This is a genomic window from Streptomyces sp. NPDC056061 (assembly GCF_042266885.1).
GTDB lineage: Bacteria > Actinomycetota > Actinomycetes > Streptomycetales > Streptomycetaceae > Streptomyces.
Map to the genome: position 1 here is coordinate 59,122 of NZ_JBHJWQ010000010.1, position 20,258 is coordinate 79,379.

Below are 20,258 nucleotides of genomic sequence, written 5' to 3' on the forward strand. Positions count from 1 at the left end.
AGGAGCGATCATGCCCACCACCGTCACCGCCGAGGCCGTGCTGGACCTCATCCGCACCGAACTCGTCGACTCCGGCGTCGAGGAGGACACCATCGAGCCCGACGCCAAGTTCGACGACCTCGACATCGACTCCCTCGACGCCGCGGAGTTGATGGCCACCATCAAGCGCACCTACGGGGTCACCATCCCGCGTGCCGAGCTCGCCGACGTCACCGTGGGCCGACTCGCGTCCGACGTGGCGGAGAAGGCCGGCCTTTGACCGATCCGGTTGCGGTCACCGGCGTCGGTGCCGTCACCCCGCTCGGTGTCGGCGCGGACGTGCTGACCTCGCGGCTCCTCGCGGGCGAGACGGGGCTGGCGGACGGGGACGGGCGCTGCACGGCCTTCGACGCGGGGGACTTCCTCACGCGCCGGGAGACCAGGCGCAACGCCCGGTTCGCCCAACTGGCCCTGGTCGCGGCCGCGGAGGCGCTCGGCCGGGCGGGGTGGACCGAGGGACTGCCCTGTCCGGCGGACGAGATCATGTGCGTCATCGGCACCGGCCTGGGCGGCGTCCCCGAGGGCCCGCGGTCCGGGGACGCGACGCCGTTGACAGTGCCGCTGATGATGGCCAACGGCGCGGCGGCGAGCGTGAGTACGCGCTACGGGCTGCACGGTGAGTCCTTCGCGACGGCGGGCGCCTGCGCCGCCGGGGCGCAGGCCATCGGGCTCGCGCTGGGCGCCATCCGGCGCGGCGAGGTCGCTGCGGCGGTCGTGGGCGGGGCCGAGGCCGCGTCGGTGCCGCTCGTGCGCGAGTCCTTCGCGCAGGCCGGTGCCCTCTCCCCCACGGGCCGGTGCGTCCCGTTCGGCGCGGACCGCGACGGCTTCGTGATGGGCGAGGGCGCGGGCGTCCTGGTCCTGGAGAGCCTGTCGGGCGCCCGCGCCCGCGGGGCCGAGGTGTTCGGCCTGGTCCGGGGCTACGGCGCGAGCTCCGACGCCCATCACGTCACCGCGCCCTCGCCCGACGGGGTCCCGGCGGCCCGGGCGATCCGGCGCGCGCTGGCCGACGCGGGCGTCGAGTCCGCGGACCTCCGCTACATCAACGCCCACGGGACCGGAACGCCGCTGAACGACGAGGCGGAGATCCGCTCGCTGCGGCTCGCCCTGGGCGACGCCCTGGAATCGGTTCCGCTGTCCTCCACCAAGGCGGCGACCGGGCATCTGTTCGGCGCGGGCGGCGCCGTGGAGGCCATCGCCACCCTCGCCGCGCTGCGCGGCGCGCTCGCCCCGCCGACGCACGGACTGACCCGGCCGGACGAGCGGCTCGGCAGGCTCGGCCACGTGCGCCGCGCCCGCGCGCTCACCCCGGGCCGCCGCGGGACGATCGGGCTGTCGGACTCGCTCGGCTTCGGCGGACACAACGCCGTCCTCGTGCTGGGAGCACCATGACCGGATTCGATTTCCAGGGCCGTCGCTACCTCGTCACCGGCGTGATGAACCAGGAATCGCTCGCCTGGCACGTCGCCGCCGCGCTCCAGGAGGCGGGAGCGGAGGTCGTCCTCAGTTCGTTCGGCCGGGCGGCGCGGATCACCCGCAAGGCGGCGGCACTGCTCCCCGCCCCGCCCGACGTGCTGGAACTCGACGTGACGGACGACGCGTGCTTCACCGGGGTCGCCGAGGAGCTGGGGCGGCGGTGGGGCGCGCTCGACGGTGTGCTGCACAGCATCGCCCAGGCGCCGCCCGACGCCGTCGGCGGCGCGTTCCTCGACACGCCCGCCGTCAGTGCGCTGCGCGGCTTCGAGGTCTCGGCGTACTCGCTCCAGCGTCTCGCGGCCTCCCTCACCCCCCTGCTCACCGCGAACGGGCGGGGCGGCAGCGTGGTGGGCATCACCGTGGACAGTGCCCGCGCGCTTCCCGGGTACGACTGGATGGGCGTCTTCAAGGCGTCGCTGGATGCCGTCGCCCGCTACCTGGCGCTGCATCTGGGGCCCCTGGGCGTACGGGTGAACCTGGTCGCGGCGGGCCCGATGGAGACGTTGTCCGCCCGCGGGATCAGTACCTTCGACGCGCTGGCCGACCACTACGAGCGCTGGGCGCCGCTGGGCTGGGACCGCACCGATCCCGGGCAGGTCGTGGGCGCGGTGCTGTTCCTGCTGTCCGACCTGGCCCGATGCACCACCGGCCAAGTGGTGCACGCCGACGGCGGCTTGCACGCCGTCATGGGCGGGATCGGCACGCCTCCTCACCGGCTCTCCCCGGGATGACGCCCTTTAACATGGGGACTCGACCCGGTGGGCGACATCTGCACCCGCTGAAGAACCGCTTCGGCGTAAGGAATTGGCTATGAGCACTGGCTTTCCCCTGTCCCGGACGACGAGTCCCACGCCCGCGGCCGAGCGCGAGAAGATTCTCGCCGCCCCGGGCTTCGGCCGTTACTTCACCGACCACATGGCGTCGGCCGTGTGGACGCGGGACGCCGGCTGGCACGACCACAAGGTGGAACCGCTGCGTCCGTTCTCCCTCCACCCCAGCGCCGCCGTGCTGCACTACGCGCAGGAGATCTTCGAGGGGTTGAAGGCGTACCGCCACGCCGATGGCAGCGTCTGGCTGTTCCGCCCCGAGGCCAATGCACGGCGCTTCGCCCGTTCCGCCGGGCGCCTGGTCCTGCCGGAGCTGCCCGAGGAGGACTTCCTCACGAGCGTGGAGGAGCTGGTCCGCGCGGACGAGGTGTGGGTCCCGGCCCCGGGCGGCGAGGAGAGCCTGTACCTGCGGCCGTTCATGTTCGCCTCGGAGGCGTTCCTCGGTGTGCGGCCCGCGGCCCGGGTCGTGTACTCGGTGATCGCCAGCCCCGCCGGTCCCTACTTCGCGTCCGGGGTCGAGGGCGTCACCCTGTGGGTGAGCGAGCGGTTCACCCGGGCGGCGGACGGCGGCACCGGAGCGGCCAAGTGCGGCGGCAACTACGCGGCGAGCCTGGCCGCCCAGGTCGAGGCCGAGGAGCACGGCTGCGACCAGGTCATGTACCTGGACAGCACGGGCGCCGGCACGCTGGAGGAGTCCGGGACGATGAACCTGTGCCTGGTCACCTCGGACGGACACCTCGTGACCCCCGCGCTCGGCACGATCCTGGAGGGCGTCACCCGCGACACCGTCCTCGCCCTGGCCGCCGACTTCGGCCTGACCCCGCAGGAGCGGTCGGTCACCCTGGACGAGCTGCGCGCGGGTGCCGCCGACGGTTCCGTCACCGAGGTGTTCGCCGCGGGCACGGCGGCCGTCATCACCCCGATCGTGGGCTTCAAGGGCAACGGCTACGAGTTCACCATCGGGAACGGCACCCCGGGCAAGCAGACCGTGGCGCTGCGCGAGCACGTGCTGGACATCCAGTACGGGCGCGCCGAGGACAAGCACGGCTGGCTGCGCCGGGTGCTCTGAGCGGCTCCCGGGAGGGACGTCCGGGGACGGGCCGCGTGGGCCGGCGGGGTGCACCCGTTCCGGCCCACGCGGCACGGCGGGGCACCCCTCCGCCACACGCGGGGACATAACGTCGCGGCATGGCCAGGAGTGAGGTACCCGGCACTCCCGTTCTCCGGGAATCTGGGGCCCGTCAACCCCACGTACACGCCCCGCGTGTCCCGCGAAACGAGGAAGCATGCGCATATCCAGACTGGTCCCCGCGGTCTCGGCCGTTGCGGTCTCCGTCCTCGCCCTGCTCTCCCCCACCGCCTCGGCAGCCGAGAAGGCTCCCGCACAGGTGTCACCGGTGACCAAGGCCGTGCAGCCCATCATCGGCGGCGGCTACGCCCAGAACGCCCCGTGGGCCGCCCGCCTGTACTCCAACGGCCAGGAGACCTGTTCGGCCACGATCATCGCGCCGACGTGGATCCTCACCGCCAAGCACTGCGTCGCCGGCGGCGGGCTCTCCTTCCGCATCGGCAGCCTCGACCAGTACAGCGGCAGTACCGTCGCGAACGGCGTGCAGACCTACACCCACGGCGCCGACCTCGCGCTGGTGCGCCTGGACCGCTCCGTGCAGGGAACGTACTCGCAGCTCGGACAGCCCGGAACGGTGCAGATCGGGCAGAACGTTCAGGTGTGGGGCTGGGGCGCCACCTCGCAGTGCGGCTCGGAGATCAACTGCCAGTCGCAGTACCTGAAGGTGGCCAACGTGACCGTCACCAGCGGCTGCACCGACGCCTACGGCGGCTCGGCGATCTGCGCCCGGCGCGGCAACGGCATCACCGCCGGCGGTGACTCCGGCGGTCCGATGACGCTGAACGGTGTTCAGGTCGGCGTCGCCTCCACCAGCGACCGCCAGACCACGACGGCGTACACGAACGTCACGGCATACCGCTCCTGGATCCAGTCGGTCGCCGGCGTCTGATCGGCGGGGCCCCACGCCTCCCCCGAAGGCCCCGTGCCCGGTCCTCGTGTCCGGGCACGGGGCCGGTTCGCGTCCTGCGGCGCGGGTACCGGGCGAAGCCGCCCCGGCCCGCCCCTCGGCCGCCCGGGGCGGCAGCACCTGAACGGGCGAGGGGCGGGCCCCGACGACGGGAGTCGGTGCGCGGGCGGTCACCGGGGCTCCGGGCGGCGCTTCCCGAGGTGCCCGCGCCCTGCTCCGGCCGGGCCGTCCGGGGCCGGGCCGGGGGCTGCGGACCACCGCGCCCCGGCGGCCCGCAGCCCGGTTGCGACGCGTTGGGACTCGGGTTTGTGTTGACGAAACCCGCCGCTGCACCAGGAGCTGCCATGTCGATGTCGTCCTTCGGTCTCGGCTCGTCCGACCCGTTCAGCGAACTGCTGAACCGGTTCTTCGGCATGTCGCCGGCGACCTCGCCACCGGCCGTGCAACGGGTGCCGATCGGACGCCTGCTGACCGAGTCCTCGCTGCAACTCCTCAATCTGGCCGGGCAGCGGGCGGTGGAGGACGGGACGTCCGACCTGGACACGGAACATCTCCTGTGGGCGGCCACACAGGTCGACCCGGCGCGCACGCTGCTGGTCCAGGCGTCGGTGGACCCGGACGCGCTCGCCAACGACATCGCGAAGGTCCTTCCCCGCGAATCGGGCGAGCCGTCCTCGGAACCGGGCCTCACCCCGGCGGCCAAACGCACGCTCACCGCCGCGTACGCCCGCTCCCAGGCGGCCGGCGTGTCGTACATCGGTCCCGAGCACATCCTCGGGGCCCTGCTGGACGATCCCGATTCGGGTGCCTCCCGGCTGCTGCGCGCGGAGGGCAAGGACGTGCGGAAGCTGGCGGGCCTCACGGACCGGGCGGCCCGCGCGGACGGGGTGCCCGCCGAGGGGGAGAAACCTGCCACGACCCTGGACGAGTACGGGCGGGACCTCACGGAGGAGGCGAGGGCCGGGAAACTCGATCCGGTAGTCGGGCGGGCCGAGGAGATCGAGCAGACCGTCGAGATCCTGTCCCGGCGGTCCAAGAACAACCCCGTGCTCATCGGGGAACCCGGCGTCGGCAAGACCGCGATCGTGGAGGGGCTCGCCCAGCGCATCGTGGCCGACGAGGTCCCCGACACGCTCAAGGGCAGGCGGGTGGTCTCCCTCGACCTGTCCGGGCTCGTGGCGGGCGCGCAGTACCGGGGGCAGTTCGAGGAACGGCTGAAGAAGGTCATCGAGGACGTCCAGAAGTCCGAGGGAGAGATCATCCTGTTCATCGACGAACTGCACACGGTCGTCGGTGCGGGTGCGACGGGCGAGGGCTCGATGGACGCGGGCAACATGCTCAAGCCCGCTCTCGCACGCGGTGAGCTGCACGTGGTGGGCGCGACGACCATCGACGAGTACCGCAAGCACGTGGAGAAGGACGCCGCGCTCGAACGCCGTTTCCAGCCGGTGATGGTTCCGGAACCGACAGTGGAGGAGACGGTACAGATCCTGGAGGGGCTGCGCGACGCGTACGAGGCACACCACCAGGTCCGCTTCGCCGACGGCGCGTTGACCGCCGCGGCGGAGCTCTCCGACCGCTACATCAGCGACCGGTTCCTGCCCGACAAGGCGATCGACGTGATGGACCAGGCGGGCGCCCGGGTGCGCCTGCGCAGCGTCGGCCGTTCCACCGAGGTCGTCAGCCGCGAGGACCGCATCGCGAAACTGCGGCGGGAGCAGGACCAGGCCGTCGCCGCCGAGGACTTCGACAGGGCCGCGGACCTGAAGAAACAGATCGCCGGAATCGAGGGCGAGCTCGCGGGCATCGAGGAGCGGCGCGAGGGGGTCGTCTCCGTCACCGCCCGCGACATCGCCGACGTCGTCTCTCGCCGGACCGGCATCCCGGTCTCCCTTCTCACCGCCGGTGAGAAGGAGAGGCTGCTCAGACTGGAGGAGGAGATGCACGCGCGCATCGTCGGTCAGGACGAGGCGGTCACCGCCGTCTCGCAGGCGGTGCGCCGCAACCGGGCCGGCATGGGCGACCCGAACCGCCCCGTGGGCTCCTTCCTCTTCCTCGGCCCCACCGGCGTGGGCAAGACCGAGCTCGCCAAGACCCTCGCGGAGCTGCTGTTCGGCGAGGAGAAGCGCATGGTCCGCTTCGACATGAGCGAGTTCCAGGAGAAGCACACGGTCGCCCGGCTCGTCGGCGCGCCTCCGGGATACGTCGGCTACGAGGAGGCCGGTCAGCTCACCGAGAAGGTCCGGCGGCAGCCCTACAGCGTGGTGCTGTTCGACGAGGTGGAGAAGGCGCACCCCGATGTCTTCAACACGCTGCTCCAGATTCTCGACGACGGACGCCTGACGGACGCCCAGGGGCGCACCGTCGACTTCCGGCACTGCGTCGTGATCATGACCTCCAACACCGGTGCGCATCGCATCCTCGATCACCAGGGCGATGTCTCCGAGCTCAAGGACGAGTTGATGGACGATCTGCGGGCACGGTTCCTGCCCGAGTTCCTCAATCGGATCGACGACATCATCATCTTCCACGGCCTCACCGAGGACGACCTGGCGCGGATCGTGGATCACCTGCTGGACCGGAGCAGACGCCGGGTGCACGCGCAGGGCATGAAACTGGAGGTGACGGAGGCCGCGAAGAAGCTGTTGACCGCCCACGGCCATCAACCGGAGTTCGGTGCACGCCCGTTGCGGCGCACGATCCAGTCGGAACTCGACAACCGCATCGCGTCCCTCCTGCTCGGCGGTGACGCCGAGCCCGGCGACACGATCGTGGCCGATGTGCGGGACGACTCGCTCCACTGCACGGTCGTCGCGGGCGCCGACTCACGGGCGGGCACGACGAACGAGCGGCAGATCGAATGAACCGATTGATTTTCGATAGGTTTCGATCGAAAATCGATGCATGAATCGCCTCTTCATCTCCATGCTCAGGGCCGGGATCGTCGCCGCCGTCCTCGTCGGACTCTTCGGCCAGGTCGTCGTCATCCCGACGACGGCGGCGGATGAGGTCGACGCCTTCCCGCCGTACGCCCCGTTCGCCGTTCCCTACGCGACCGTGGCCATCGTCGGCGTCGCCTGCGTCCAAGTCGCCCTCGTCGCGGTGTGGATGCTGCTCTCCATGGCCCGGCGCGGCGCCGTCTTCACCCCGCTGGCCTTCCGCTGGGTCGACACCATCATCGGTTCCTCGGTCGTCGCGACGCTGTTGGCGCTCGGCGTCACCGGCCATCTGGCCCTGGCCACCATCCCCTCCCCCGACGACGACGACATGGCCGTGCTCGGCGCCCTGGGCGCCGCGATCACGAGCGTCTGCGTGGGGGCGGCGTTCGCCATGCTCGTCAGCATCCTGCGCAGCCTCCTGCGCAAGGCGACCGACCTGCAGGACGAGATCGCCGAGGTGATCTGATGGCGATCGTCGTCGATCTCGACGTCCAACTCGCCAGGTGCGGCATGTCGGTCGGCGAGTTCGCCGCCGCCGTCGGCATCACGCCCGCCAACATCGCCGTGCTGAAGAACGGTCGCGCGAAGGCGGTGCGGTTCACGACCCTCGACGCGATCTGCCGCACGCTCGGCTGCCAGCCCGGCGAGGTGTTGCGCTGGGTGCCCGACGACGCCGACGAAGGATGAGGACATCGCCGCAGGTCGGCCGGCGACGGGTCGGTGTACGTTGAGCCCTTATGGACATGAACCTGCTCCGATCGCTCCATCGGGAGGGCGTCGAACACGACGCCGCACAAGACGACCGGCTGCTGCGCCGCCGCAATCTGGAGCCCGAATCCGCGGCGTTGCTCGCCGTCGTACTGCGGGCGGCGGGCACCAGGGCCATGGCCGAGATCGGGACGTCCAACGGCTACTCCACGATCTGGTTCGCCGACGCGCTGCGGGCGAACGGCGGCGAACGGCTGCTCAGTGTCGACCTCGACGGACGGGCCCAGCGCGAGGCCGCCGAGAATCTCGGCCGGGCCGGACTCGCCGACCGCGTGGAGCTGCGCGAGGCCGATGGCGGCGCCGTGCTGCGCGAGCTGCCCGACGGCCGACTCGACGCGCTGTTCCTGGACTCCGAACGGCCGGAATACGCCGGCTGGTGGCCGCACCCTCTCAGGGTCCTGCGTCCGGGCGGGCTGCTGATCGTCGACAACGTGCTGTCGCACCCGGGCGAGGTCGCCGATTTCATCGGGCTGATCGAGGCCGACGGCGGTTGCACGACGACAACGGCCCCCGTGGGCAAGGGGCTCCTGCTCGCGGTACGGAATCCGGGCTGACGGGCGGTGTCCGTCCCGCCGATGGGACGGACACCGCGTCGCCGCCCGACGAACGGACGTCCGCGTACCGGTCCGTTCGTGTTTCGCTGCCGGTCAGAGTCTGTTGATCTTCGACGCATACGTTTTTGGCCATGTCTCGTCGATCAATTCGCGTCGCGTCCACGCTGCTCGCGTCCACCGTGCTCATCCCCTGCGTCACCGCCGGCACCGCCGGTGCCGGAACGAAGTCGGCCGGCACCGGCCCGGCCGACAGCCGGGTCGTCGTCTCCGAGGACTTCTCCGGGAACTCCCTGCCCGCCGGTTTCCGCCCCGCCGAGGGCACCTGGGAGGTCAAGAACGGCCGGTTGTACGGCACATCGACCAACAGCAACCAGCAGAGCCGCATCACCTTCGGCGAACACCTCAACGACTTCCGTTTCGAGGTGACCGCGCGCTTCGAGTCCGTGAAGGACTCCGCCCGGTGGACGGCGATGGGCCTGGACATGCCTGCCGGCGGCTCCGTGCCCTGGTCGATAGCCACCATGCGCAGCGGTACCACCGCTTCCAACGGTCTTGAGTTCGCCCAGCGCACGTCGGCCGACGCGTGGAACGTCACCGACACCGCGGCCGCCCCCTCGGCCGCCGGAACCGGTCGTGACGTGCGCATCGCCGTGGAGGTGCACGGCACCAAGGCCCGCTGGTTCTTCGACGGCCGCGAGGCCATGCGCACCACCCGGGTCGCCCGGTCCGCCGACGGCGTCGAGGCCCTCGTCGTCAACGGCTCCACCGTCTCGTTCGACGACCTGAAGGTCACCGAACTCCCCGCCGAGAGCTGGATCCGGCCCGCCGGTTCGCCGATGACCGTGATCGCGCACCGCGGTGCCTCCTCGGCCGCGCCGGAGAACACCCTGGTCTCCGACGAGATCGCCCGGCGCGGTGGCGCCGAGTTCATCGAGAACGACGTCCAGCCGAGCAAGGACGGCGTCCCGTACGTCCTGCACGACGACAATGTCGACCGCACCACCGACGGCAAGGGCGCCATCCGCAGCCTCACCTCCGCCCAGTTGGACGCGCTGGACGCCGGTTCGTGGTTCGGCCCCGCCTACGCCGGCACCCGGATTCCCACCCTGGCCGCGCAGCTGGACGACCTCAGGACCCGCGGCGGCAATCTGCTGCTGGAGATCAAGGGTGCCCACACCCGCGACGAGGTGGCCACGATCGTCAGGACCGTCCGTGAACACGGCATGACGGACCGGGTCTTCGTGCAGAGCTTCGAGGTCGACGCGCTGAAGTACACCTACGAGCTGGCACCGGAGCTGCCGCTCGGCCTGCTGCGCGGTTCCCTGGACGCCGACCCGGTGGCCCTCGCCCAGGAACTCCACCTGGCGGCCTACAACCCCTCGGACGACGCGCTGTCCAAGCGGCCCGGCATCGTGTCCGATCTGCACAAGGCGGGCGTCGCGGTCATGGTCTGGACGGTGGACGGCGCGACCCGCTGGCAGGCGCTGGAGGCCGGCGGCGTCGACGGCATCATCACCAACCGCCCGGCCGAGCTGTCCGGCTGGAACGCGGCCCAGCAGCAGGAACGACCCACGCCCCCCGCCGAGCCGGCCGTGACCATCACCTCGCCGGCCGCCTCGGCATCGCTGGACCGCTCCCAGACCCCGGTCGCCGCGGTCCAGGCCACCGGCGCCGACAAGGTCTCCCTCACCCTGGACGGCGCCTCCGTCACCCCTGGCAAGCCGCTCGACCTGACCTCGCTGGCCGCCGGTGAGCACACCCTCCGCGCCGAGGTCACCGGACCGGGTGGCACCGCCACCACGACGTCGGTCTTCACCCTCCGGGCCACTCCGACCGGGCTGGCGCACCTCATCCTGACCTCGGGTGCCGACAGCAACCGCGTCGCCACCCTGACCACGATGCTGGGCCACGGCCACTACACCCAGCTCGCCGACTGGGCCGCGCGTCAGTCCGGCAACGGCCTGCCCGCCGCGCGCGCCGCGCTGATCGTCGCCGAGGCCCGCGCCCTGAGCGCCGGCTGACGCCGACTCCGGCGTCCGTCTCCCCCCGACCGCCTCGGCCGGGAGGAGACCGCCTCTCCGAGGCGGTGACGACGGACGGTGACGGGACGGACCGGGGGCGCGGCGATGCCGTGCCCCCGGTCTGCGGTCGTTCCGGCCGGTCGGAATCGCGGACGACGTCGCCGAAGTCGCCGCGCACGGACCCGGGCACGAAGTGGACCGGGACGTCCGCCACGACATCGCGGACGTCGCCGCGGGGCGGTCCTCGATGCCCTCCGTGAACGCGGCAGGGATCCGGTTCCTGCGGTCCGGGCGGGGCGGGCCGCGACGACGGCCGCCCCGCCCGCCGGAAGGCGGACGGGGCGAAAGCGCCGGGACCGGACCGTCGTCAGGCGGCCGGGGCCGGGTAGGTCGGGTACTCCACCCCGGAGACGTGCTGGACGACCCGGATGACCTGGCAGGAGTAACCGAACTCGTTGTCGTACCAGAGGTAGAGGATCGCGTTGTCGCCGTCGACCTTGGTGGCACCTGCGTCGACGATCGAGGCGTGGCGCGAGCCGATGAAGTCGCTGGAGACCGCGTCCGGCGCCGTGATGAAGTCGATCTGGCGCTTGAGCGGGGAGGTGAGCGACACATTGCGGAGGTAGTCGAGAACCTCCTCGCGGGTGGCCTCGCGGCCCAGGCGCAGGCTGAGGATCGCGATCGAGACATCCGGCACCGGGACCCGGATCGAGCTGCCGGTGATCGGCGCATCGAGGTCGGGGAGCGCCTTGGCGACGGCCGAGGCGGCACCGGTCTCGGTGATGACCATGTTGAGCGGCGCCGAACGGCCGCGACGGTCGGCCTTGTGGTAATTGTCCAGCAGGTTCTGGTCGTTGGTGAACGAGTGGACGGTCTCCACGTGGCCGCGCAGCACGCCGTACTCGTCCGCCATCGCCTTCAGCGGCGGGACGATCGCGTTGGTGGTGCAGGACGCGCAGGAGAGGATCCGCTCGTCCTGCTTGATCACGTCATGGTTGACGCCGTGCACGATGTTGGGCACGTCACCCTTGCCGGGAGCGGTGAGGACGACCTTGTCGATGCCGGGCCGCAGGTGCTTCGACAGCCCCTCGCGGTCGCGCCACTTACCGGTGTTGTCGATGAGGATGGCACCGTCGATGCCGTACTCCGTGTAGTCGACCTCCGACGGGTCGTTGGCGTAGATCACCTTGATCTCGTTGCCGTTGGCGACGATCGTGCTCCTCGCCTCGTCGACGGTGATCGTGCCGTGGAACTGACCGTGGATGGAGTCGCGGCGAAGGAGCGAGGCACGCTTGACGATGTCCTGCTCACCACCGCGGCGGACGACGATGGCGCGCAGGCGCAGTCCGTTGCCGGAGCCGGTCTTCTCGATGAGCAGGCGGGCGACGAGGCGACCGATGCGGCCGAAGCCGTACAGGACGACGTCGCGCGACCGGCGGCACTCGATCTTGTTCTCGCCCGTGGCGCCGGCGACGGCCTCGGCAGTGAACTCCTCGACGGACAGACCGCGGTCGTCCGTCCGGTACGTCGCGGCGAGCATGCCGATGTCGATCTGGGAAGGGCCGAGATCGAGGGTGGTGAGCGCCGTCAGGAACGGCAGCGTCTCGGTGACCGAGAGCTCCTCACCGGCGATCTGACGGGCGAATCGATGGGTCTTGAGGATGCTGACCACCGACTTGTTCACCAGGGAGCGGCTGTGGACCAGGACGGTGACGTCCCGCTCCCGGTGCAGCTTCCCGATGATCGGGATCATCGACTCCGCGATCTCCTCGCGGTTCTTCCAGTTGGTGAACGAGTCCTCGTTGACAGTCACAGATTTATCTTTCGAGCTAGGCGGCGCTCATATGCTAACCCGACGCCGATTTGATCAATCAAACGGTCCCGTTCAAGGGCGACGAGCCGCTCCGGCGCCCCCTGCCGGCGCGTCGCCGGGACCCGCACGGATGCGTCCTCCGACCCGGATACATCGGGTCTGCGGTGACGCGAGCAGGTGCGGACACGCACATAGAGTTCCTGCATGTCACATGTCGGTGAATCGGGCGGCACGGAGACCGGGCGCCCCTCGCTGTGGCGTCCCCGCCCGGACTGCAGGACGTGGGCCTGGTGGGTTCCCCTGCTGCTGATCGCCCTGGACACGGCGGCGGACCTGGCCGTACGAAGCCGTGAGCCGCTGAGCTTCCTGCTGGTCGGGGTACCTCCCGTGGCTGCGGCCACTCGCGGCCCGCGACACACCGCCGGTGTCGCCGCACTGTGCCTGGGGCTGGAGGTGTGGCTGGCCTCCCGACGACCGGGGCACATCTGGGAGCCGCACCATCTGGCCCTGTACACCGCCACCGTCCTGATCGGTCTCGTCGGCGTGGCCCTGGCCCGGCAGCGGGTCCGCGCCGAGAAGAACCTGGTCCGCGCCCGCTCGGTCGCCGAGGCCATGCAGCTGACACTGCTGCGCCCGTTCCCGGAACGGATCGGCCCGGTCCGGCTGGCGGGCTTCTACGAGGCCGGCGAGCGCGGCACGCTCGTCGGGGGCGACCTCTACGACCTGTGCGAGACCCGGTTCGGCGTGCGGGTCGTCATCGGTGACGTGCGGGGGAAGGGACTGGAAGCGGTCCAGACGGTCGCCGCCGTCCTGGGCGGATTCCGTGTCTGCGCCCATGAGTCGCAGGACCTGAGCCGCCTCGCGGAGCACCTGGAGCTCAGCATCGCCCGCGGCTGCGGACCCTCGTCCGGGGACGACGAGCTGTTCGTCACTGCGCTGCTGCTGGAGTTCCCGCCCGACGGCACCTCGGTCAGAATCGTCGATCGCGGCCATCCGGCCCCGCTGCTGCTCTCCCCGCACGGCACGCGACGGCTCGGCACCGCCCCGGCCCCTCCCCTGGGACTGTGCGCGCTGGATGCCGAGAGGGCCGAGGTCACCACGCATCCGCTGCGGAGCGGCGAGGTGCTCCTGCTGTACACGGACGGGGTGAGCGAGGCACGCAACACCCGGGGCGAGTTCTATCCAGTGGCCGAACGGCTGGCCGACCGCTTCGGCGACGGGCGCGGGGCACCGGATCCGTCGGCTCTCGTGTCCTTCCTCAGGACCGATGCGGAGAAGTGGTCGACCGGCACCGCCGACGACAGGGCCGCGCTCGCGCTCACCTGGGCGTAACGTCCGGGCGCCCTATTCCGGCGGGCCCCTCCGCCGTTCCCGCGGTGGCGAACCGTTCAGGTGGTGCGCCCTCGGGGCCGGTCGTACTGTCGACGAAGGAAACGGCCGCTGCGGCTGCGGACCGGGAGGAGAACGGCCGGGGCCGCACGGGTCCGGACAGAACCAGTCGGGGAGCCGGCATGCGGAGAGACAGACTGAAGAACGCGGTCGCGCTGTGTGCCGCCGGACTCATCGCCGCGGCGGTGCCGACATCCGCCTCCGCGAGCGCGCCCGCCTCGGTTCCGTCGGCGGGCACCCGGGCTGCTGCGCCGTCCGCGCCGAACCGCACGGTGGCCGTCGACTGCTTCTCGCAGGCGCGCGTACGCCCCGGCGAATTCCTGCTGGCCTGCGGGGACGGCAACAACCGTCTCGTCTCACTGCGTTGGACGCGCTGGGGCCCGGAATCCGCCGTGGGCAGCGGCCTCGACGCCGTGAACGACTGCCGGCCCTACTGCGCCGCGGGCACGTTCCACACATATCCGGTCACCGTGCGGCTCGACCGGCCGAGGAGCTGGCAGAAGCATCCGGAACTCCGGCAGTTCACCCGGCTGCAACTCGTCTACACCGACGGCACACCGGCGCACGCGGACCGGGTCACGCACTACGCCCTCTGGAACTGAGGATTCCGGGGCGGGGAGGCCGCTCCACCGCGAGCGCCGGCCGGATCCGGGGCTCGTGCGGGCCGCGCTCGTGCGGGCCGCGCTCGTCCTTGTCTTCCACGCGGTCGTCGCCGTGCTCCTGGCCGTCGGAAGCTGCGCGGCCGGCCTCCTGAGCGGTGCCGCGACCGCCGCCGTCCTCGAACCGGCCGGTCCGGGGCAGGGCACACGTGCGGGCTTCGCCGCCGATTCCGCCGCGGATCGACGCCTCCGGTGCCGTGGCGCGCGAGGCGCCGCCAGCGGCCGGACGAGACGATTTTCCCCAGGGGGTAGGCGGAGGCCGCCCTCTTGCTATACCTTCCGCCCAACAACTTATTAGACGCCGCGTCTAACAAGGGAGGGCGGCGCTCGGCGGCCCGGGGTTCTCGGCGAGCGGACTGGGAAGGAACCCCGACCGGCGGCCGCGAACGCCGGGCTCGACACGAAGCGTGCGCTCGCCGAGGCGAGGACGAACGAGCACCACAAGTCCCTGATGCGGTCCAGCTGTTCGGGTCTCATGGAGTTCCTCTCCTCCGCCCGGCTCCTGACCGGGCCGGCGCTGGCCCTGTACAAGCGCGCCAACCTGATCTGATCCGCGTCCCGTCGACCGACCCGAGCTGACGAGATGACCTACGCGATCACCCAGACCTGTTGCAGCGATGCCACGTGCGTCGCCGTGTGCCCCGTCAACTGCATCCATCCGACGCCGCAGGAGCGTGCCTTCGGCAGCACGGAGATGCTCTACGTCGATCCGGGATCGTGCATCGACTGCGGCGCCTGCGCCGACGCCTGCCCAGTCGACGCGATCTTCCCGGTGGACGGCCTGCCGGAGGAGCAGCGGGACTACGCCGCGATCAACGCGGCCTACTTCGCCGATGCCGCACCCGGATCCGGCGACACCGCGCCGAACTTCCACGCCTGGGGCGCGCCGGCGTCCGCGCGCTCCCTGCCGTCCGACTTCGGGCCGATCCGGGTGGCGGTGGTCGGCACCGGCCCGGCGGGCATGTACGCGGCCGAGGACCTGCTGCTGCACGCCAATGCCCAGGTGACGCTGATCGACCGGCTGCCGGTGGCCGGGGGGCTGGTGCGGTACGGCGTTGCTCCCGACCATCCGGCGACCAAGAAGGTGGCCGACACCTTCGCACGCCTCCACACCCACCCCCGGGTACGAATGCACCTGGGTGTCGAGATCGGGAAGGACGTCACCACCGGGGAACTCGCCGCGCATCACGACGCGGTCGTCTACGCCGTGGGCGCGTCAGCGGACCGGCGACTCGGTATCCCGGGGGAGGACGTGCCGGGCAGCATCTCGGCAACCGCGTTCGTGGCCTGGTACAACGCCCAACCGGAGACCGCGCCGCACGTCGTCGACCTGTCCACCGAGCGGGTGGTGGTGGCCGGCAACGGCAATGTCGCCCTCGACGTCGCCCGCATCCTGGTGACGGACCCCGAGGTCCTCGCGGGCTCGGACATCGCCGATCACGCACTCGCCGCCCTGCGCGCGTCGAAGGTGCGCGAGGTGGTGCTGCTCGGCAGGCGCGGCCCCGAGCACGCGGCGTACAGCGCGTCCGAACTGCTTGCCCTCACCCGCCTGCCGGGGGTGGAGCTCGTGGTCGACGACCACGATCCGCGTACCGGCGAGGCGATCGACGGTGCGGTGCCGGGCGGGAAGGCGGCACTGCTGCGCGGCACGGTCCGCGAGACGGTGGACTGGTCGCACACCCCGGAATCGGCGCGGCGGATCGTCTTCCGGTTCCACTCCGCGCCCGTGGAGGTGCTCGGCGGCGAATCCGCCCGAGCCGTGCGCGTGACCGGGCACGGCGGCGAACTGGACATCGCGGCAGGCGTGTTGCTGCGGGCGGTCGGCTACCGCGGAACACCGGTGGCCGGGCTTCCGTTCGACGCGGCGACCGGCACGGTGCCGCACGAGCGGGGTCGTGTGCCGGGCCGCCCCGGGACGTACCTCGTGGGCTGGATCAAGCGGGGGCCCTCGGGCGGCATCGGGGCCAACCGGGCCTGCGCCGCGGAGACCGTCGGCACGCTGCTGGCCGACGCGGTCGCCGGCGCGCTGCCCCGGCCCACGGGCTCGCCCAGGGCGTTCCTCCGCCTCGCCCGGGGCCGCGGTCGCCGCCTCGTCGATGCCCGCGGACTCGCCGCGATCGACAGGGCGGAGCTGGCACGCGGCCGGGCCGCCGGTCGCCCACGGGTCAAGTTCGGCACCGTGGACGAGCTGATCTCCGCCGCGAGGACGGGCCGTTGGCGGCTGCCGGGGTGAGACGGGAACCGCCCCCGTGCCGGCCCGCCCGTCCGGCGGCCCCGGCCGGACGCGTGACCGGCCGGACGCGTGACCCGGCGACGCCCCGATCCGTCGGGGCGCCGTCCGGGCCGGGCGGCGCCCGGCCCCGTGACGACCTCACACGGACGCGAGCGGATCCGGACGGTCCACCGCGTACACCGTGACGGCGTTGCCGCCGATCGTGTCGCGTCGGCGCGGCGTGAAGCCGAGACGTTCGGCCACCCGCACGGAGGGATCGTTGCCGGGCCTGATGAACGCGGTGAAGCGGTCCCGCGCAAGCGTGGCGAAGCCCCAGTCGAGGCACGCCCGGGCCGCCTCGGTGGCGTACCCGTTCCCCCAGTGCTCCGCCCGGAACGTCCACCCCAGCTCGACCTCGTCGAACTGCTCCCAGTACTGCAGGCCGCTCCGGCCGATGAGTTCACCGCTCGACCTGAGCAGCACGGCACACAGTCCGTGGCCCCTCTCCGCCCACTGGCGTTCCACCACGGACAGTCGGTCCAGCGCCTGTTGATGCGTGTAGGTGCCGACGAATCGGCTGACCCTGGGATCGGCGTGGAGTTCGACGAAGGCGTCGGCGTCGGTGAGTCGCAGGGGTCGCAAGGACAGTCGCTCGGTCTCGATCATGTCGCCGAGGATAGTGATCCGCCTCGGGACGCATGCGGACGTCACGACTCCGCGGTCCCCGCCCGGGCACGTCCGCCGAGCAGGCCCGGTCGGCGTCGAACACTGCCGAACATCCTTTGCGACCGCGCACGCTACCGTGTGCTACCAACGCTCGTACGGCTCGCGCCCCGAGAGATACGATAATCCTCCCGGCGCGAGGCGTCGCAGCGCCAGACTTGTCCCGTATCCGAAACCCGCTGCACACCTTTCTCATCTCCGCGCCCCGGTGCGGACCGCGCGACGACCCATGGAGAACACGTTGAGGACGAAGTTCCGTTCTCGTATCACTGCCCGGCTCGGGCGCACCTACCTTTCCAGGATCCAGAAGTACGGAATCGGTTCCTCCACAATCAGGCTGCTGCCCGACGAATTGCTCATGCTGCTGCGCAGGGACGGTCTGGACCCGGTGGACAAGCTGGCCGGGCTGAGGGCGACGGCGCCGATATCCAAGGTCTCGCTGCCGTTCGGGATGGACGTCTGGGTGGTCACCGGCTACGAGGAGTCCAAGGCCGTGCTCGGTTCGGCCGACGGGTTCAGCACCGACTTCGCCCACCTCGCCAGCAATGCCGGAGTGGCGGCGGAACAGAGCCCCGGCGGGCTCGGGTTCAGCGATCCTCCGGTGCACACACGGCTGCGCCGCATCCTCACACCGGAATTCACGATGCGTCGGCTGCGCCGGCTCACTCCACGCATCGACGCCATCGTCGAGGAACGTCTCGACGCGATGGCGGCCCGCAGGGGTCCGGTCGACCTGGTCCAGGAATTCGCGCTGCCTGTGCCCTCGCTCACGATCTGTGAGCTGCTCGGTGTGCCCTACGGGGACCGCGACGACTTCCAGCGGCTGGCCATGGACCGCTTCGACCTGTTCGCGGGGACGACCGCGCCGTTCGGTGCCATGTCGGAGTCACTGGCGTACTTCAGGGACGTGGTCGGGGCCCAGCGCCGAAACCCGGGCGACGGCCTGCTCGGCATGATCGTGAAGGAGCACGGCGACAGCATCGACGACGAGGAACTCGCGGGCCTCGCCGACGGCGTGCTCACCGGCGGATTCGAGACGACCGCCAGCACCATCGCGCTGGGCTCCCTGGTGCTGCTGCGCGACGCGGACGTCTTCGAGCGAATACGGACCGAGGACGCGGCGGCGGCGCCGTTCGTCGAGGAGGTGCTGCGCTACTCCACCGCGGTGCAGCTCGCCTTCCCCCGGTTCGCACGCGAGGACATAGAGATAGCCGGGGCGGTCATTCCCAAGGGGGACATGGTGCTCTGCTCGCTGAGCGGCGCCAATCGGGACGCCTCGTACGTCGGGGACGACGGCCGTTTCGACCCGCACCGCAACGCCACCGGGCACCTCGCCTTCGGCCACGGCATCCACCGCTGCATCGGCGCCGAACTGGCCCGCATGGAGCTGCGCGCCGTCTACCCGGCCCTGACCAGGCGTTTCCCGCACATGAGCCTGGCAGTCCCGCCGCAGGAGCTGGCCTTCCGCAAGTTGTCGATCGTCTACGGCGTCGAGTCGCTCCCGGTGCACCTGGGCTGAGCGGCCCGGACGCCGCCGAGCGCCTCCCCCGGGCGCCGCGGCGTCATGGAGCGACGGTCTCCTCCTCTACCAGGTGACCGGAATCCGTTCAGGGCTGCGGGACGTGGTCCCGTTCCGCCACTCCACCTCGTCGGCGGGGCGGGCGAGACGAAGGCCGGGACAGCGCGCGGCGAGCCGGTGGAGCGACAGCTGGAGTTCCAGCCGCGCCAGCCACGCGCCGAGGCAGTAGTGCGGGCCGGCGCCGAACGACAGGGTGGGGGCCGCCAGGGGGGCGAACAGGTCGTCGAACGGCCGGGGCGGAAACACATCGGGGTCGCGATTGGCCGCGCCGCAGTCGGCCAGCACCATCGAACCCGCCGGAACGGTGACGCCCCCCACCTCGGTGTCCACGGAGACGTGGCGCGCGGTCCCGCGGTCGTCGCCGAGCGGAATGAGGTGCAGCAACCGCTCGGCGACCGCCCCCGCGGCTTCTTCGTCCGCCCCGATGCGGGACCAGCACTCCCTGCGCTCGGCGAGCAGGTAGAGCAGCGCGTTGCCGAGCATCGTCATGGTGCTGTCGTGGCCTCCCACCACCAGCCCGCACACGAGGTCGACGAGCTGGCTCTCGGCGATGCCGCCCTCCTCGTCGGCCGCGCCGACGAGCATGCTGGTCAGGTCGTCGCCGGGGTCCTTGCGCCGCTCGGTCAGGAGCGCCGCCCCGAACGCGGCGAACTCCGCCAGCACCGGTTCCATCTCCTCCTCGGGATGGGAGCCGTCGGAGAAGGCGTACTCGGTCCAGTGCCGCAACCGTTCCCGCGCCGCGTTGTCGAGGCCCATCAGCCGGCTGATCACATCGACCGGGAGCGGGAGGGTGAAGCCGGCCACCAGGTCGGCCGGCCGCGGGCCATCGACGAGTGTGTCCAGGCGCTGTTCCACGATCGAGGCGATCCACGGACGCCAGCGGGCCACGGTCCTCGGGGTGAACGCGCGGCGCAGCGTGCGGCGCAGACGCAGATGGTCCTCGCCGTCCTGATTGAACATCAGGTCCGCGCTGGCCACGAGTCCGGACTGGCCCGTCAGCGGCACGGTGTCCGGCACGTGGAGCTGTGCACGCCCGAACCGCGCGTCGGTCAGGACCTTGCGCACGTCGGGGTAGCGGCTCACCCGCCAGGCCCGGGTGCCGTCCGGCAGCACGACGGGCTCGGGCGGTCCGGACGGTTCGAACTGTGAACGGTGCAGAGGCGGGAGCGGCGAGACGGCGGTCACGTCGTTGGCGTCGAAAAGGGGCACGTAGGTCCTCCACATGC

The 20,258-nt window shown here is 71.5% G+C and carries 17 protein-coding genes and 1 pseudogene; 15 read left to right on the plus strand and 3 right to left on the minus strand.

The annotated features are described in order from the left end of the window. Positions 1 to 10 precede the first annotated feature (10 nt). The 10 genes from ACFC79_RS16840 to ACFC79_RS16885 all read left to right on the plus strand — a co-directional run bounded on the left by ACFC79_RS16840 (position 11) and on the right by ACFC79_RS16885 (position 10,657). Entirely contained in the window at positions 11 to 259 is a 249-nt protein-coding gene (locus ACFC79_RS16840; protein ID WP_376240742.1) for an acyl carrier protein, read from the plus strand. Next, positions 256 to 1,428, plus strand: a complete 1,173-nt coding sequence (locus ACFC79_RS16845; protein ID WP_376240744.1) for a beta-ketoacyl synthase N-terminal-like domain-containing protein — start codon at positions 256 to 258, stop codon at positions 1,426 to 1,428. The genes ACFC79_RS16840 and ACFC79_RS16845 overlap by 4 nt, the downstream gene beginning before the upstream one ends. Further along, entirely contained in the window at positions 1,425 to 2,243 is an 819-nt protein-coding gene (fabI, locus tag ACFC79_RS16850; protein ID WP_376240746.1) for an enoyl-ACP reductase FabI, read from the plus strand. Before ACFC79_RS16845 ends, fabI begins: the two co-directional genes overlap by 4 nt. 79 nt (positions 2,244 to 2,322) lie before the next feature. Further along, complete coding sequence (locus ACFC79_RS16855; RefSeq protein WP_376240748.1) at positions 2,323 to 3,408, plus strand: branched-chain amino acid aminotransferase; 1,086 nt, start codon at positions 2,323 to 2,325, stop codon at positions 3,406 to 3,408. A gap of 217 nt (positions 3,409 to 3,625) precedes the next feature. Next, entirely contained in the window at positions 3,626 to 4,357 is a 732-nt protein-coding gene (locus tag ACFC79_RS16860; RefSeq protein ID WP_376240750.1) for a trypsin-like serine protease, read from the plus strand. Between the two features lie 362 nt (positions 4,358 to 4,719). Further along, positions 4,720 to 7,239 (plus strand): ATP-dependent Clp protease ATP-binding subunit, encoded by a 2,520-nt coding sequence (locus tag ACFC79_RS16865; RefSeq protein ID WP_376240751.1) that lies wholly within the window; start codon positions 4,720 to 4,722, stop codon positions 7,237 to 7,239. Positions 7,240 to 7,279: 40 nt separating this feature from the next. After that, positions 7,280 to 7,780 carry a DUF2975 domain-containing protein gene (locus ACFC79_RS16870; RefSeq protein WP_376240753.1) on the plus strand — a complete coding sequence of 167 codons (501 nt, stop codon included), beginning with the start codon at positions 7,280 to 7,282 and terminating at the stop codon, positions 7,778 to 7,780. Continuing rightward, on the plus strand, positions 7,780 to 8,001 hold the full coding sequence (locus ACFC79_RS16875) for a helix-turn-helix domain-containing protein (protein ID WP_376240755.1): 222 nt from the start codon (positions 7,780 to 7,782) through the stop codon (positions 7,999 to 8,001). Before ACFC79_RS16870 ends, ACFC79_RS16875 begins: the two co-directional genes overlap by 1 nt. Positions 8,002 to 8,057: 56 nt before the next feature. Continuing rightward, positions 8,058 to 8,636 carry an O-methyltransferase gene (locus ACFC79_RS16880; RefSeq protein WP_376240757.1) on the plus strand — a complete coding sequence of 193 codons (579 nt, stop codon included), beginning with the start codon at positions 8,058 to 8,060 and terminating at the stop codon, positions 8,634 to 8,636. Between the two features lie 131 nt (positions 8,637 to 8,767). Then, positions 8,768 to 10,657 (plus strand): glycerophosphodiester phosphodiesterase family protein, encoded by a 1,890-nt coding sequence (locus ACFC79_RS16885; RefSeq protein WP_376240759.1) that lies wholly within the window; start codon positions 8,768 to 8,770, stop codon positions 10,655 to 10,657. 367 nt (positions 10,658 to 11,024) lie between these two features. Here ACFC79_RS16885 and ACFC79_RS16890 read toward each other — a convergent pair whose 3' ends face one another. Beyond that, positions 11,025 to 12,470 carry a glyceraldehyde-3-phosphate dehydrogenase gene (locus ACFC79_RS16890; RefSeq protein ID WP_376240761.1) on the minus strand — a complete coding sequence of 482 codons (1,446 nt, stop codon included), beginning with the start codon at positions 12,468 to 12,470 and terminating at the stop codon, positions 11,025 to 11,027. Between the two features lie 204 nt (positions 12,471 to 12,674). Between ACFC79_RS16890 and ACFC79_RS16895 the strand changes: the two genes are divergently transcribed. The 4 genes and pseudogenes from ACFC79_RS16895 (at position 12,675) to ACFC79_RS16910 (ending at position 16,751) form a co-directional block, all read left to right on the plus strand. Continuing rightward, a complete protein-coding gene (locus ACFC79_RS16895; RefSeq protein ID WP_376240763.1) occupies positions 12,675 to 13,802 on the plus strand; it encodes a PP2C family protein-serine/threonine phosphatase in 1,128 nt (375 codons plus the stop codon). Positions 13,803 to 13,981: 179 nt separating this feature from the next. After that, positions 13,982 to 14,461, plus strand: coding sequence for a hypothetical protein (locus ACFC79_RS16900; RefSeq protein WP_376240765.1), 480 nt, complete (start codon positions 13,982 to 13,984; stop codon positions 14,459 to 14,461). Positions 14,462 to 14,900: 439 nt separating this feature from the next. After that, a pseudogene (locus ACFC79_RS16905) lies at positions 14,901 to 15,068 on the plus strand (diiron oxygenase); the annotation flags it as partial. A gap of 33 nt (positions 15,069 to 15,101) precedes the next feature. After that, entirely contained in the window at positions 15,102 to 16,751 is a 1,650-nt protein-coding gene (locus ACFC79_RS16910; RefSeq protein WP_376240767.1) for an FAD-dependent oxidoreductase, read from the plus strand. A gap of 138 nt (positions 16,752 to 16,889) precedes the next feature. Here ACFC79_RS16910 and ACFC79_RS16915 read toward each other — a convergent pair whose 3' ends face one another. Continuing rightward, positions 16,890 to 17,396: a GNAT family N-acetyltransferase gene (locus tag ACFC79_RS16915; RefSeq protein ID WP_376240769.1), complete on the minus strand. Its 507-nt coding sequence runs from the start codon at positions 17,394 to 17,396 to the stop codon at positions 16,890 to 16,892. A gap of 286 nt (positions 17,397 to 17,682) precedes the next feature. On the opposite strand from ACFC79_RS16915, the gene ACFC79_RS16920 reads away from it, so the two are divergent. Next, positions 17,683 to 18,972, plus strand: coding sequence for a cytochrome P450 (locus tag ACFC79_RS16920; RefSeq protein ID WP_376240771.1), 1,290 nt, complete (start codon positions 17,683 to 17,685; stop codon positions 18,970 to 18,972). 66 nt (positions 18,973 to 19,038) lie between these two features. Here ACFC79_RS16920 and ACFC79_RS16925 read toward each other — a convergent pair whose 3' ends face one another. Further along, complete coding sequence (locus tag ACFC79_RS16925) at positions 19,039 to 20,241, minus strand: cytochrome P450 (protein ID WP_376240773.1); 1,203 nt, start codon at positions 20,239 to 20,241, stop codon at positions 19,039 to 19,041. Between the last annotated feature and the right edge of the window lie 17 nt (positions 20,242 to 20,258).